At 46.7% G+C, this 16,414-nt stretch carries 6 protein-coding genes; 2 read left to right on the top strand and 4 right to left on the bottom strand.

Annotation, left to right across the window (positions count from 1 at the left end):
• Positions 1-282 precede the first annotated feature (282 nt).
• The 4 genes from HP567_RS11875 to HP567_RS11860 all read right to left on the bottom strand — a co-directional run bounded on the left by HP567_RS11875 (position 283) and on the right by HP567_RS11860 (position 14,983).
• Positions 283-642, bottom strand: a complete 360-nt coding sequence (locus HP567_RS11875) for a hypothetical protein (protein ID WP_173608527.1) — start codon at positions 640-642, stop codon at positions 283-285.
• Positions 643-663: 21 nt separating this feature from the next.
• Entirely contained in the window at positions 664-6,102 is a 5,439-nt protein-coding gene (locus HP567_RS11870; RefSeq protein WP_229087993.1) for an RHS repeat domain-containing protein, read from the bottom strand.
• Between the two features lie 62 nt (positions 6,103-6,164).
• Positions 6,165-13,907 (bottom strand): S8 family serine peptidase, encoded by a 7,743-nt coding sequence (locus HP567_RS11865; RefSeq protein WP_173608528.1) that lies wholly within the window; start codon positions 13,905-13,907, stop codon positions 6,165-6,167.
• Between the two features lie 179 nt (positions 13,908-14,086).
• Complete coding sequence (locus HP567_RS11860; RefSeq protein WP_173608529.1) at positions 14,087-14,983, bottom strand: PhzF family phenazine biosynthesis protein; 897 nt, start codon at positions 14,981-14,983, stop codon at positions 14,087-14,089.
• Positions 14,984-15,110: 127 nt separating this feature from the next.
• Here HP567_RS11860 and HP567_RS11855 point away from each other — a divergent pair, with 127 nt between their 5' ends.
• Both HP567_RS11855 and HP567_RS11850 read left to right on the top strand, forming a co-directional pair.
• Entirely contained in the window at positions 15,111-15,980 is an 870-nt protein-coding gene (locus tag HP567_RS11855) for a LysR family transcriptional regulator (RefSeq protein ID WP_173608530.1), read from the top strand.
• Positions 15,981-15,998: 18 nt separating this feature from the next.
• Positions 15,999-16,376, top strand: a complete 378-nt coding sequence (locus tag HP567_RS11850) for a DUF3899 domain-containing protein (RefSeq protein ID WP_173608531.1) — start codon at positions 15,999-16,001, stop codon at positions 16,374-16,376.
• The last annotated feature ends 38 nt before the right edge of the window (positions 16,377-16,414 follow it).

Here is a 16,414-nt window from a genome sequence, read left to right as displayed (position 1 = left end):
ATAGACAAAAAAGGACCCAAGCGAGCTTAGATTACTCGTTTGGGTCTGGTGTTACGTATATTCAATTTCAACGAAAGTATTTGGGTATCGTATATTCATATCTTCCAGTCTCTTTTTTAGAATATCAGCACCAACTGGGAGATTAGTCAATAAATTATCCCCACCCCTTAAATACCATTCTTTCAAGTAACTCAACTAAACCAGTAATTGCATCCCAAAATGCTGACCATGCTTCAATACATTTTTATTGCCTTTCAGTTTTGTACGGTCTTTCGGTCCAGCCTATTCCACATTCTTTAAGTCTTGCTTCGCCAAATCAAGAGCAACCGCTAACGTAATTCGACACTGTTTACTAAGGCCTTGTAAATATTGCGTAATCGTTTTAGTTGCAACAATTGGTTCAAGCTCGTTATAGCGATCTAATTCAACTTCTGCGATAATGCTATCGTTAATTAAAATCTTATAAATATCTTCCCCTTGCTCGGGTATCCAATGAACAATATAAGCTGTATTCATTTCCGGATATGAACTTTTAATCACTTCAAGTAGTCTTCGTTTCTCTTCACTCTTAAATAGTGATTGATTCGATTTATTAAGTTGCTCCCTTATTTCTTGTTCCAATTTACTCCCAATTAATTTCACGTTTCACCCTCATTTCACTAACTATTTTAGCAACCCAGGGAATGCTGTTACCAAATTACCATGCTTATCAGTTAGAATAGTCATTGTAGAAGTGGGCTTGAAATTATTAAATTTATCCAGTCCAATTGACTTGTCTAATGTGACCACTCTTACGTATCGAACTCCTTCTGAGCTGTCGATACTTCTTACTACTGATGATTTTACTATATCTTTGCTGGATAAAAGTGAGCGAAGTTCGTCCTGTGTTATTGTGAACTTTGAAGCATTCTTATTTGAAAAATGCCTGTCTACAACATGCTTCCATCCATCATTACTGATATTTATTCGAGATTGAACGATAGGTGGCATACCGGAAACCTTCCCCATCCCTTTAGACGTATTTTTCAACGTCCCCGCTGCTAATGCACCGGTGGTAGAAGCTGCCAATCCTAAATCGGGAGCATCTCCATGATTCACCCAAACCGCAGTATTAAATGTTACGACAGCTGTCGAAAGAACTTCCTCCTGTAAATGCGTTGGTACATACATTCTTACTGCATCTTCTGGCTCTATCCCCTGTTCGTATGCCTTCCTTGCAGCAACCCCTGCCCAATGCATGTACTCTGCTTTTTGTGATGTAAAGCCACCGATTCCGCCCGTTCCTTCTTCAACGACGTGACCGCTCGGATCAACAAACCTCAACGGATTATTATGCGTATACGTATACCGATTCATCGACAATGGATTATCCACTTGCCCTTTATACGTATCCTCCGAGATAAACCTCCCTATCTTCGGATCATAATACCGGGCACGCAGGTAGTAAAACCCGCTCTCCTTGTCAAACATCTCCCCCGCATACGTAAACGGGTTAGACATCGTCTCCTTGACCTTATCCGCGATCAAGTTACCCCAAATGTCATAGTCATACGTATTCAGGACGTTGCCGTTCGGGTCTTTGAGCTTAACAACATCCCCGTGGCTGTTGTAATAGTAGGTACCTTCAAGATTCGCCGCGTAGTCTTTCCTCCAAATCAACTGGTTACCAAACACATTCCGCGCTTTGACCCTGCCATCCTGCGTGAGCTCTTCAATGACTTGCCCATTCAGGTAAACGTAATTGGTCGTATCCGTCACACTACCAGTCTGTTGCTTCGTCGCCCGCAGTCCACCTGGATAATACGTGTACGTCGTCGTCCCTTTCTCGTCCTTATACTCCTGCAAACGATTAAATAAATCGTGCTTCATTTCATAGGAGCTTAAGATATTACCAGGAGCATTGGCATACACTTGGCGGTTGCCGCGCTTATCATAGGCATACTGCTTAACGTTTCCTTCCACCGATTCTTCCTTGATCCGGGAAAGCTTGTCGTACACAAACAATCCATAATTCGTACCGGAGCGCTTTTGACTAGTGATATTGCCAAACAGATCGTAGCCATTAGTCTCGTTCCAGCCGTCCGCGTGATTCAAGGCTGTTTTTTCACCGAATGAGCTGACCGATTGCTGCATCGCTGTCGGTTGTCCCGGATACGATACAGCATTGGTTTCACCTGTGTTGCTGATATCGTACGTGTACGTGGTCGTTCCGACTCCTGGAATCGCCACCGAATTCAATCTGTTCGCGTTGTCATAGGTGTACCCGACACTAAGAGATGGGGCAGAACCAGATACCGCACTTCGTGCAGGGTATACAAGTGTATCTACCGAATCGTCATTGTCTGAATAAAGAAGCTGGTAGTCTTTGCCCATCATCGTCTGGCGATTCTTCCGATGGAATCCATCGTAGCCATAGCTGATAGAGTTTCCGATGTGATTATTTTCGCTCAGAAGTAGACCAGACTGTGGATCGTACACGCGCTCTTCATAGAAGGCTGTACCAGAAGAAACTTTCGTCAGTTCATGGAAAGGCGAATAGTCGTAGTTGAACGTGACGCCGTTTTTGTCCTTGTAGCTCTTCACAAGACCGCTTTTATCGTAGGTGTACGTCTCTGCTCTCGTTTCCGGATTCTTCTCGGAGAGCTTCCATGCCAAGCTATTGTAGGTATATTCTGCCGTAGTCGTGCCATTTTCCAGAACACTGGTGAGATTGCCTAGCGTATCGTAGCCATATACGTTTACGTTATTTTCCGGGTCCTGCAAATATACGAGATTGTCGTTATGATCGAAGCGCATACTCCACGCTTGGGAAGTCTTGCCGTCAGAGATTTCTTTATGGGTTACTTTCCCGAATCGATCAGTCTGATAGTTTGTCTCGCGATGGTGACTGCCACTTTGGGTCGTCTCCTCTGTGCTCTCCACTCTTCCATACAAGTCGCGATAGGTGGTTACGATGAGCCCATTGGGAGAGAGCGTTTGTTCCGTCAAGCGCGGCAAATATTTCGATCCATCCGAGTAGGCATTGTTTCGATGATTCTTGGTAGTTCCAAGTGCATTCGTCGTTTGATACAAAAAGCCATCCCAGTCATACAGATACGAGGTGCTTTCCCCCTGCTTCCCAAAAGGAACCATGCGGCTAACCTCTAACCCATCCGGCGTGAACTCGTTTTCTACCAAGGGACGTTTCGTACCTGTTGTGCCTACCTGCTCTTGATAGGCCGTATCTCCATATGGGGTGTAGTAGGTGATGAGCTTCGATGAATCCGGTGCAATTTTCTCCACGATGCCCGGTCCCTCTGTCGTCTCCCCAGAAGCTTCGCCGTCCCGATAGACATACGTAATGCTTCGTTTTGCGCCTTGATTATGAAAAGTCTCCGAAAGAGGTCTTCCTAACTCATCGTATTCATAGGTAGCCTTGCTTCCGTTCGGATAGGTCTGACTTTTGATTTGGCCTTTGTCATCGATTTCGTAGGAAAAATTCAGCACATCCGATTTTCCGCTTTCCAGCTCCACTCCGGCGAGTGCGATCTGCGTAGGCTGAATTCCGTATTGATCATAAGCGGTAAAGGTCTGCGTCCGTGTTTTTCCTCCGCCAAAGTTCTCCGTTATCGAATAAAGCTGTTTGTTTGTGTACTCGTAGGTCCGTTCAACCGATTGACTCTTGGGTGTATTGATTAAATTGGCAGGGAACGAGTTGATCTCCGTTTCCTTCCGAAGCAAATATTGATCGTTGTACTCAAAGGTGGTATTCGAATAGTAAGGATCACCGGATGCTGTCGTAGATTGCGTTCGGGCTGCCTTCAATACGGAGAAGGTCCGGAAGCCCCATGGATTCAGCGCCACCTCATCATATGTCCATGTACTCATAATCCCGTCTGGCGCAATCTGCTTGATCAGTTGTCCATAATGGTTGTATTCCAAATACGTCTCTTGTGCGTAATTGTTGATCTTGGCAGCATACTGAGCACGCTTGGAAACATTCGGGTCTTTCAGGTAGTGATTGTACACATCCAGATCGCTAACGGACGAAGTCGGTTCGAGAAAAACGTACTGATACGTCGGCTTAGTATTCCGACCGGAGTAGGCGTAGGTCGTGTAGGTAGTGGGATTATACTCGACCCGGTACTTCGCGCCAGATACATTTGTTCCGCCTTTACTAATGCCTGTCGTTTTCTCACTTCTCAGCAAAGGATTTCCGTCTTGATTGACCTTGTAAATGGAATTCTTCGTGTAACGGGATGCCTCTGATTCGGTGACATGAATGGTATCCCCATGTCGATCCGCAAAATTCTTCAATCTGGGCAGCTTTTCCTTTGGCACCTTCCATACCTCACGGAAATTGCCGTTATCTGTATAGCTCTTTTCCAGCTTATACGTATTTGTACCGCTCGGTGTTTTCTGTGTATAGCTGTACGATACTTTATTGACAGGATGGTAGGATACATAGCTCAAGGCATGCTTGTCTTGAAAAATTCGTACGAGTCCGTCATTGAAGGTAGTTTGACCTAATTGATAGGGGCGGTAATCGTAATTGATTTTTAAGCCCTGCAAGGGATAAAACGCTTCTTGCATGAGCAAGTAATCGATTTCCGAGCGTTTCGCTACATCGGACTCCCAAAACTTCGCTGAATCCTGTAGGGCTTGATCTGTAGGCAGCTTTTCCAGCGTATAGTTTTTGTTTAAATTGAAATAGGCAATGCCCTTTGTTTTGGGATCATGATAGGCATACCGGGCCACTGTATATGCGCTGCTGCCGCTCCCTGCTGTCGGCAGGACTTCTACGCGAACAAGCTGATGGTAACCGCTCAATGCGAACTTTCGTTCAAAATGGTAGCGAATGTGCTTGAGCACGGTGGTCTCAGTCTTGTCTTTGTAGACAATCAAGTCCTGCGTGGTGTCGTTTTGCTTTCGTTTCAGCACCACATAACGGCCGACACTGTCTTCTATGCTCACCGGCTCTCCATCGCTGTTCAGGTTGTACTTGATCGTGTCCCCATAAATATTGGATTTGACGACCGTTCCCAACGTGACATCAAACTCGTACTTCAAATTGCGGTAATGCAGCGTGTACTTCCGATTCACATCGTCAATCGTGAAGAAGATGTCTTGATACGGATAATTCACAAACTTGTTGAACCGGTATTCTAAAGATGTGCCGTCCTCTAAAGTAATGTAATACCGATTACTCGATGGATCCTTGTCTACTTTGGTAGAGTAAATTTGTTGACCTGGATTATAGGGGTCGTCCCTTACCGTTACGGCCTGCTCCCGGGTGACAATATCCAATCTGGGCATATTAAAATCCCAGCCGGTTGCAAATTTCTCATTGGACTTCAGTGCTTCATTCTTGGAAAAGTCCTCATCCCAGCTTGGCGCACTGATTTTACTGCTCAGGGAGTGGTATCTGCGTTTTATGTCCAGATCCAGTCCATGCTTTCCTGGCAAGTAGAGATCTTGCTCGACCAGGTTCGCAGCACGGTATAGATCATCGACGGATTGCTCTGTTTTTGAACGAGCAAAACGAAACTCCTGATCCTTTTCGGTGTATTTTACCGGGGGTGGAGTAGTGGATTGGACCTCCATCTGTTCTTCCAGTTGTTTCAATTCATTGATTTTAGATAAAACGAGAGGAGTTAACCGCTGCAAGAGGTCTTTGCTTTCCTGACTCAGATTCTCGAATTGGGTGATAATCTGCTCAGAGGAAAGACGTTTGACTTCTTCTTGTTCTTCTGCTGTTAGTAATTGCAGCAGCTCGGAATAGAAATAGGCTGCGAATTTTAACAATGCTCTGTCAAAACTGCGATGAATGTCAATAACAGTGTCAGTCTCTAGCTGCGTCCATGTAAGCGAAGAAATATCCGTTTCCGTGTACTCGATTGGATTTTTTACTTCTCCTTTGTCATTGGTGATTGACTCGCCCATGGATTGTTGAATCTCTTCGATTGCCGTGTCTGGTGTTACTGCTTTCTCACCTGAGGTTACATGAGAGATGGACACGGGGGAGGATTCATTTGCGAACGTCGTTCCAAGCGGCAACATCGTTGTGCATAATGCAAGGCAAAGCACAACGATCATGAGTGATTTTATGGAAAAATGTTTCATAATGCCTCCGTTAGAGATATTCGTCCCCCCATGATGCGACGGGGGGACTGCATGAACATGGATTAGGGTACAACCGTAATCGTTATTATTTTAAACTGTCCGCCGTAAAACACCCTGGCCTCTGTTGTTCCAGGATTCATCCCATGCACAACACCTTTCACGATAAATCCAACCCGAGAATCTACTACCGAGTAAAGGCCTTGTGTTGTTACATCCAGCGTACTGCCGTCCTCCAGTGTTGCTGTGACCTTAATCGGTCGCGTGCTACCAGCTCGTACCTCCACCTTCTCCTGATCCACATGTAGTACGGTTCCTTTTGGTGGAAGCGTCACTGCATGCTTGACACTTTTTAACATGTTTCCATTTTCATCATGAATGAAGGTGACGGATTCTACGCCATTTTCTTTAATCGCCTTAATCCGATTGTTTTGATCGTAAACGTACTCATAAAGAGTCCCACCAGGGAGGGGAGCAAAAACGGTAAAGGAAACACTCACTGGATCACTCTCGGTATTGCTCAATTTGATCGTGTAGCTGCCCATCCCCAGCTCATAATTGATTTCTGAAGGAGTTGGCGTTTCTTTTGGTGTTACGGCATTTCCATTGGACAGTACCGTGACAACCGGATATTTATTTGTTTGGTTTTTCAATTGTGTCATCATACGATACTTGCCAGGAATGGTTGTATTCATGATCATCTCTACTGTTTGACCGGGCTGAAGCGTAATTTCCTTTGGTTGGTTGAAGGTAAAAGCCTCTCCCCCTGGCTTTGCCAGAAGCGTAGCGTAAATAGAATCATTAGCGACAATTTTTACATAATAGGTTTTTCCTGCAACAAACACGGGGTTGACTCTTCCATTCGCTCCCGCCGCAATCTCCTCATGTGCCTGCAAGCTGGCCGCTTTATAGACGGAGATAGTTGCATTTGCTGGTAAACCCGAATCGTTGTTTAACGTGAATGAATACGCTCCATTTGTTCCGGCAACGATTTTCATGTATTTCGCCTCATTTGCAGGGAAATACATCCGCACCGGGCTGTTCTCGACCATTCCATTAAAATTGCTTTCTGCTGGTTTCGTTTCAACCGTAATCGAACTGCTGTAACTGCTAATCCCGGCTGAAGTATACGCCCAAAGTTTGATGGTATACACACGCGCAGGCTGAAGGCCCGTGATCGTATGGCTGGTAACATCGCCCACTTTTTTGATACCACCGCCATCGATCTGGATGCCGTAGTCAATGGCACCTACAGACGGACTCCAATAGATTTTGAGTGAATTGGTTTCTGCCTCTGCGTTAACGATGCTTGGTGCATCCGGCTTGTCTTCCACCGTTAAGCTTCCGTAGTAATAGACTACAGTCGGATCTGTCACCTGGATATTTTCATACGTGCCCGATCCGATTTCCCTCCCCGTCCAATTCAGCTCCCACTGACCGGTTGTTCCTGTTGTTGTGAATTTTTTGGCGGAATGAGAGGAGGACACTTTGGCTTCAATCGTTTCTCCAGAAGTAAGCTTCGTGTATGTTCCATCCAATATAAAGATGTCATCAAGGTCCATCACTCTCTTGGCAACCGGCGTGTAGATCACGATTTTCGGAAGTGCTTCTTCCAGTCGAACGGAATAGTTAACCGCTGGTGTCCAAGCTCCCCGGTTATCCTGCGCCTGCACTGTCCAGTAAATGGTCTGGTGCAGCATCTCTTTTGCAAGGGGGAAGGAGTACCTGCTCACAACTTGTCTGTTCTGGGAAGCCTCCGGGATCAGCTCCTCTTTTTCACCAAGCTCGTTTCCACCTGGTGTGAAACCTACTCGTAATTTTGTCGAAACGATTTTGTCCGTGACATCATTTTCATTGAGTGTATAGTTGATGGTTCCTGTAAGCCCTCTGTCCAAGGTGACAAACTCCGTACTGGATACGACCGGTGCTTGATTGGCAGCCAGAACACTGAAATTCAACTTCGCAGTGCCGCCATAAACATAAGCAGGCGTCTTCGGCATAATCGAGCGAATTCGTGCTTCCACTCGGGCATTTTTCTCGATCACACTTGTATCAAAAACGTAGGAACGTGCTGTGCCTGTCAATTTTTCGCGGATCGTTGAGGTGACATGCCCACCTTCGCTAATATAAATGAGCAATTCTTGCGATTCGATTTTACTGGAGTGCCCACCGTAGCTTGCGTAATCCCAAGTCAGTGAAACCTTTTCTCCTTTTGAAATTTCGGTTCCATCCTTCGGAGATGTCCACTTTGCGACAACCACAATGTCTTCCTTTTCGGCTTGCGCTCTCATGTCCAAAGTGAAGTCTACTTTTTCACTGAGTGATCTTCCTGATTTTTGATCGACTGCCCAGACCCGAAGAGAATACAAAACATCCGGCTTTAGGTGATGGGTGGGTAGGTTGAACAAAAATGGTTGGTGCTTTTCCGAAGCCGTAAATCTCGTTAACTCTTGTGGATCTTCATCATCCAGCTGGTACCAAATGTTTACCTGATCTCCTATATTCGGGTCCATGGCAAAACCTGATATCGCGACAACATCTTTGCCATCAACGGTAGAGACTGCTGCTCCCACAGCGGGAGAGGTCAAATAAATTTGGGGAGACGCATTATCGTTAACGGCGTTGCTCACGTACGTAATTTCAGGTGTCCATTTAAGTAAATCCCCGAGGCTGCTTTCTTTTTGATCCACTTGAAACAAGAGCGCATCTCCTTGCTCTACCTCAAGTTCTTCTTGAATTTCCACACCAATTTCATCGTTGAATTCGATAGATTGCCAGCCAGTGGACGGCCAAATTTGTTCATCGTTTTTCAGCAATCGGACGTTTACCCCATCGCCCTCATCGATTTGAATTTTGGAAATCCAACCGCTAACCTGTATTTTTCCTGATCGTGGCGCTTCCCATTTGATGACAGGGTTTGAGCTGCCAACTCTTATCCATGTATTCCCGATGGCCGTATCGTGATGACTCTTCCATTCTTCTGTTTGCTTGTTCCACGTCAAATCAGCATGACGATCCCCTGACACCTCTTGGTAAGACCAATTGTCCTTGCCCTGCTGATCTGAAAATTGCAGCCAATAGGTGTATTTGTCGTGAATCGGCTTCACAATCGTGATCGCCTTTTCCATGCTGGTCTGTTTCCCGTCTTTTTCCGTAACCACTACAGTCAGCTGATGCTGTCCCAAGTCCAGATCATTCACTTCCAAAAGATACGAAAAACCTGGTTTTACAGGAGGTGCCTCTGTGTACATTCGCAAAATATCCGGGCGATCCAGTCCATATTTCGCCTCACCCAACGCAACGCCATCCATTAACACTTCGATTTTTTCCACTTCACCGGAGGTCATGAACCAGCCTGTTAGGTTATAGCTTCCACTAATCTGTTCATTCTCTCCTGGAGCATCAATCGCACCTGTCGCCATCAAAGCGCCGCCCTTCACATGAACAGGCACTTGCTGAACAATGCCAGCATAAGTGACGGACAGAACGGTATTCCCTGGCGCTAGACCCGTTATCACACCAGTAGCGTCTACTTTTGCAATGGCTGGGTCTTGAATCGCGTAGGTGACTGCGCCTGTTACGTCCTTCGTACTCTTGTCCCGATAAGAGGCAACCACAGTGAGAGAAACGGTCTTTTCTTTCTCAAGATCAATTTTGGGGAGATTGGTAGTAATCCCTGTTACGGGGCCAACTGTTACTTCTTTATCGAAGACGAGACTTTCTACTCCCTTTTTGTTGGTTACTCGTACAGTTATTTTGTGCTCGCCTTCATTGAAGCTCATTGTATGGAGCAGATACTGAAATCCTGCATTTGGATTCTCATACCGCGGATACAGGGTGAAAATGTCAGGACGAGGTCCGCCATATACGGCTGTTCCTTGTAGCTGCCCATCCACCAACACTTCTATTTTGGCTACACCATCGGGATCAAGAAGCCATCCCTGAATCGTTGTGGTTCCTCCAATTTCTGCTTTGTCTATCGGAATGTCGATTTGTCCTTTTGCAACCAGTGGGCCAGAATCTGTTTCCGTCACAACCACTGGAATGGTTAGGGTCTGACCTCCATAACTGACAACAATCTTGGTCATTCCTACTTCGAGTCCTGTGACGATCCCCAGTGGACTCACGTGGATCACATTGGCATTCTCGTACGAATATACGGCATGCGCAGTCACATCTCTTGGACTTTGACCAGCGGTAGTTGCGGTAATTTGTAGCTTCTGCATCGACGATTTTGCCAAGCTAATGCCCGTTTCCGTATGCTTCAAACTATCCGCCGCAGCTACTTCTCCAACCACGAAGCTTTTCTCTGGCAACGGGTACTGTTTTCCTTCGCTATCCGTCACTACAACAGTCACCGTGTGATGGCCGGATTGCAACTCGGACAAATCCACCGTATAGCTGAATCCAGCATGCGTATTCTTATAGTCTGGATGCAGCAGGGCAATGTCAGGTCGTGCTATTCCTGAATTGGCTTGTCCGACTTCTTTTCCATCAAGGACGACCTGATAACGAGTAGGCGTAGAAGGATGCAAAAACCAGCCCGCTATCGTATACGTTCCATTGATAATCGCGTCATTTGCTGGCGTTTCTATTTCGCCAATTGCCTTTCGTACTTCTGCTGCTGTAATGACGATTGGTATCTTGATATTCTGATTTCCGTATTTGATCGTAAGACTCGTATTGCCCTGCGCCAGAGCCGTAACTACGCCGTCTGGACTCACTTTTGCAACAGATGGATCTTCTACGGTATATATGGCTAGCCTGGTCACATCCTGCTTGCTCTGATCCTCCAATTCTGCTTTGACAGTGAGTGGATGTGTCTTTCCTTGAGAAAGCTGCAACTCGGTGATATCTACGTGCAATCCGATGGCCGGGAGTAATTCAACCATCTGTACGGTTCTTGACCCCAGCATCGTTTGATTGCCATCCTTGGCTGTTCCGCGAACAGAAATGGTATGCTTTCCTTTCTGGAAAAGGCCTGTGTCGAGGCTGTAATGAAATCCAACGTTGCTACCTGGTAAAGAAATATCCATAATCTCGATTTCGGGACGCGGAACTCCATACGTGGCTTCCCCGATTACAACGCCATCCACCAACACCTCAATGCTCGAGACGCCGCTTGAGGCGATAAACCAGCCTGTTACAGGGTAGACTCCGCTAATCGTCGCATTGTCGAGAGGACTGTCCAATCCCCCTTGGGACACTCCAGCAGCAGCTTTTACCGAGATCGGTATCGTCAGCACTTGTCCCTGGTAGTCGACAATCACCGTGGTCTGTCCGATCCGAAGACCCGTGATGATTCCGTGATTGGAGATGCTGGCAACTGTAGAATCCTCGAGGGTGTACTTCACTTCTCTAGTTACATCTCTGATTTGGTCATTTTCCAAAACAGCCGAAACGGTAAGCTGCTGTGTATTCCCTTGTGATAGTTCGACCTTGCTTACATTTGCAGCTATACTCTTGGCTGGTTGTGCACGCTCGATAGACACGGGACGTTCTGCCAGGACTTGCTCTTTGCCTTCCTGATTAACAGCCATCACCGTAATGGTGTGCTGCCCTTCCGTCATTTGGGCTGTATCCAAAAAATACTGAAAACCAGAACTAGCATTTTGATAAGCCGGGTACGCCTGCGCGATATCCGGTCGCGATTGCCCGTAAAGAGCTTCCCCGACCAATTTCCCATCTGCATGAACCTCGATCTTTGCTACACCTGCCGGATCTAAATACCAGCCTTTAATGAGAGAGGCTCCCGTCATTGTAGAGTGATCGGCTGGACTCTCTACTTCCCAACGCGGTATGAGCGCGATTTTTTCCTGGATCGTGACAGGAATCGTGATGGTTTGTCCTTCATAGCGAATCGTCACACTCGCTGTTCCCATTCCTGTTGCTTTTACGAAACCAGTTGGAGATACCGTTACGATATTTTCATCCGAAGAAGTGTATTCAGCCAGCATCGTGACATCTTTTAGCGTTTTATCTTCGAGAATCGTAGAAACAACGAGCTGATGAGTATTCTCGGCCGTTAGTTCCAGCTTGGAAACATCTGCATGAAGACCCTCTACCGGCTGTTTATTGCCAATATAGAACGTATTTCCTTCGATAACTGTCTGCTCACCATTCTTGTTTTGAATGGCAAGCGTAATTGTATGCAAACCTACACTCATTTCTCTCGTATCCAGGTTAAAATGAAAACCTGCGTTTCCATTTTGATACGCTGGATACTTGGCCTCAATATCGGGTCTGGGGTCACCATAGGTTGCCTCCCCAACCTTTATGCCATCAACCATGATACTGATTTGGGAAACGCCTGCGGGATTTAGGTACCATCCCTTCAGCTCATACGCACCGACAATTAATTCACCATTTTCTGGCTTATCAAGACCGCCACGTGGGGTCAAAGCTACATTTTCACTAACCACTACCGGGATTTCGATCGTCTTGTCTTCAAACGTTACGACCAATCGCGTCTCACCAATGCCAGTCGCAGTCACCAGTCCTGTTGGCTTTACTGTCGCGATTTTTTCATCGTTACTGACATATTTCGCTTCCTCGGTAATGTCTTTGGTCGTGTCATCTGTCAGCTTCGCCTTGATCTTCAATGGATAGCTTTGCCCTACGGAAATAGCCAGCTCGTTAGGAGAAGATTCAATCGCCTGAATCCCGAGAGTATCTGTATTCCCTAACTCCAAAGCTTTTTCCAGGTTCACCAGCCCTTTGCCATAAAAACGTGGCTCCCCAAGAGGTGTTGCACTCTCGACCAAAATATCCCGGACTTCATCGTTGGTTGCCTTTCCCTTCTTCGACCAAATGACGGCTGCGGCACCAGCCACGTGAGGAGCAGCTAAAGAAGTACCCGAGCGCAATTCATATCCTTTGTGAAGGGAAGTGCTTAAAATGTCCACGCCCGGAGCCATCAGGTCCAAACCCGCTCCTACACTGGAGGTATCAGCACGCTGGTTCTCCCGATCAACGGAACCTACCGACAACGTTTCGGGATATTGTGCCGGGAACAATTGGGTATCCTCCCCAAGACCTCGGTTGCCCGCTGCTGCAATGACCAGAATTTCATGCTCATTTGCCCTTTTTATCTGGTCATGCAATGCGCGACTGTCCACGGCCCCACCCGCACTGATCGAGACGATATTCATGCCATTTTGGATGGCCCATTCTATTCCCTGAATCATACTCGAATACTTGCCATGACCATTTTCATCAAGAACTTTGATCGAATAGATTTCCGCTTCGGGTGCGACTCCTACAATTCCAAGATGATTGTCTTTACCGGCAATCACCCCAGCCACAGCGGTACCATGACCGTGGGCATCATCATAATCAGGTTCACCTTCTACATAGGAAATGCCGCCACTCACTTTCAAATCTTCATGACGAGAAATGCCTGTATCCAAAATTCCTATCTTGACATTTTTACCCACGTAATTTTTGCTATGTGCCTGAAGTGCTCCTACGTGCTCGACTCCCCAAGGGATCTCCTGTTTTTCTGCCCGGTCGATCTCTGCCAACTCAGTGTCACTATCTTCCTCCATGTACGCTACATTTGGATCTTGAGATAATTCCTCCCTCTCGCTTTCAGTTAAGGTAGCTACCATAATTTTGGAGCTGAGTTGTTGCACAGATGTTCCTTGAATGGCGCTCCTTTTTGTTCGTTTACTGTCTTTGAAACCAATCAAGTATGTTTTGCTTTTTTCCGTTGCACGCACCTGCTCAGGAACCATTTGCAAAAACAGTAAAGAGAGTAGGATAAATACGTTACAAATACGAATGGAACGGATGAATGTACTGTTCATCTCTAAGACTCCCTCCCCCATACCGATTCAAAACCGCAAGAAAATAAGTACAGGTAAAATTATTGAAATATTCCTTAAACACACAATTTGAATTATAATGAATTCCTTATATTGGATCAACAGGAAATAAAGACAAAAAAAGACGTTCTTAGACAAGAACGCCTTTCTCTTTTCCTTATTTATCCCCTCATCTGTCCCGCAATCGTCAAATGCGCCTCACCCGCTACACGAATAACAGGCTCCTCTCCAGATCGATCAACCGTTACATACAGCTTTCCTGGCCGACCAATCGCATGTCCTTGCCCTATGACGAGTTGCGTTACTTTGCCAGCAGGAATCAACTCTTCCAATGCCAGATAGCCAGCCAGTGCCCCGTTTGCAGCACCTGTTACCGGATCTTCCGCAATCCCAATCGCAGGCGCAAAATCCCTCGTATACAAGTCATAGCCTTCAGGAGCATCCCACGTAAACAAATGGGTGGTTGTGATGCCGTGTTCCCTGTTCATTTCTGCCAGCGAAGAAAGCAATGGCTGCGCTGCATCGATTGCCTGACGAGTGCGAACCGGAACGAGCAGATGCCTATTGCCAGTGGAAGCGAGCTTCATCGGATAGCGATCATCCAGATCGGGCAATGTTATGCCAACCAGCCTCGCTACCTCTTCGCTGTCTAATTCAATCTCCTGCACAGAAGGCTTGATTTGGGTCATTTCCACTCGCTGTAACTGGCCATCCTCCTTCACCAATTGAACAGGAATCAAACCGACGTTTGTCTCAAACACGATACGGCTACCCTTTTCCAACCATCCGCGTTCTGTCGCCAATATCCAAGCAGAACCCACTGTCGCATGGCCGCAGAAATCGATCTCAACCGAAGGAGAAAAGTAGCGAATGCGAAAATCTGCTCCTGGATGGTCGGATGGCATCAAAAAGGCAGACTCAGGAAGATTCAACTCATTGGCAATTTTCTGCATTTGTTGTAAAGTCAAAGTACCTGCTTCCGGGATGACGCCCGCGGGATTGCCTGCAAACGGCTCTTTCGTAAACGCGTCCACATGATATACGCTCACATGATTCATGGTTGTTTCTCTCCTTTTCATAAACGAATGCTTCTCTTGCTTTTCATCATAAAATGAGGCAACCGCGCTGTAAAATGAAGCTTTCGCATACCAACCATGATAAAAACTTCATGAAAGGAGGCGCTCCATGACTTTGTTTCAAATGGAAGTCCTTGTGGCTGTCACCAACACTGGCAACTTCACGCGAGCAGGAGAGCAAATCGGTTTGAGCCAGTCGGGTGTCAGTCATACGATCGGCGCACTGGAGAAAGAGCTCGGCATTTCCTTGTTCACCCGCAATCGCAGCGGTGTTAAGCTGACCGCAGCGGGCGAAAAAATCGTCGCCTCTGCCCGGACGATATTGGAAAACGTCTCACTGATTAAACAGGTGGCTGCCGAATCAAACGAGCATGTGGAGGCAACGCTCCGGATTGCTTCTTTTCCCAGCGTAACTGCTCAGCTCCTGCCAAAATTGCTAAAGTCGGTAGAAAGTCATTATCCGCATATGCAAACAAAGCTATATGAAGGAAGCTATCAAGAAATAAAAGAATGGATTGTCTCGGGGGTTGTCGATGTCGGTTTTCATGTGTGGCCCGATGACGAGCTGGAGGGAATTTTGCTAACGACAGACGCCCTGCAGGCTGTCGTGCCAGCCAATCATCCCCTGGCAAAAGAGCCCGCGCTGACCTTGGAGCAATTAGCCCGCGAATCGTTTCTCATGCCCATGGCGGGCTGTCACTTGTTGATTGGCGCGGAGTTTGCCAAGGCTGGGCTTACACCAAATGTTACCTATGAAATCGCTGATCATACAACGATATTGGCCATGGTAGAAAGCGGTGTTGGGGTGACAGTCGTTCCGTCACTGACACTACCAGCGCAACTACCCGATGTCGCTGTCATACCAATCACGCCGCCTCTCTCTCGGCAAATCGGCTTGGCTGTACGTTCGCTTCGTGAAGCCCCACCTGCCGTTCAAGCCTTTTTGCGGGAAGCAGAGAGCATTGCACCCACACTATAAAAAGGACGTGCTTCTTCGTTGAAAAAATGGCTCATTCTCCTACTCGCTCTCTCCGTGATCTGCAGTGTGATTTTAGGGATTACCATACAAGCCGATACGTTGGTGCCATTGATTAACCAGAGCTTTTTAATCGGGCTTTTCCTGTTGATCGCAGGGAGTATTGCGGTTGTGACACGTTCTGGATTTTTCACGATTTTTCTGCGTGGCTTCAAGCAACTGAAAGGGATGTTCTTCCGTAAACCTCGCATGATGGACAGTGATATCGTTCAAGCTAACGACCTTGCTTTCGAGGAAAAAAAAGAGTCGTTCGTACGAATCGGAACCTCGCTTTTTCTCACGTCGGGCACTGGGCTGATTGTCTTCTCGATCGTTCTAACCTGTTTCTACTATCTTTAATCTCAAAAAAGGGCTGTCCCACCGAGCGGGAACAGCCC

Origin of the sequence: Brevibacillus sp. M2.1A (assembly GCF_013284355.2) — a bacterium.
GTDB lineage: Bacteria > Bacillota > Bacilli > Brevibacillales > Brevibacillaceae > Brevibacillus.
This window is presented reverse-complemented; position numbering and strand designations above follow the sequence as displayed.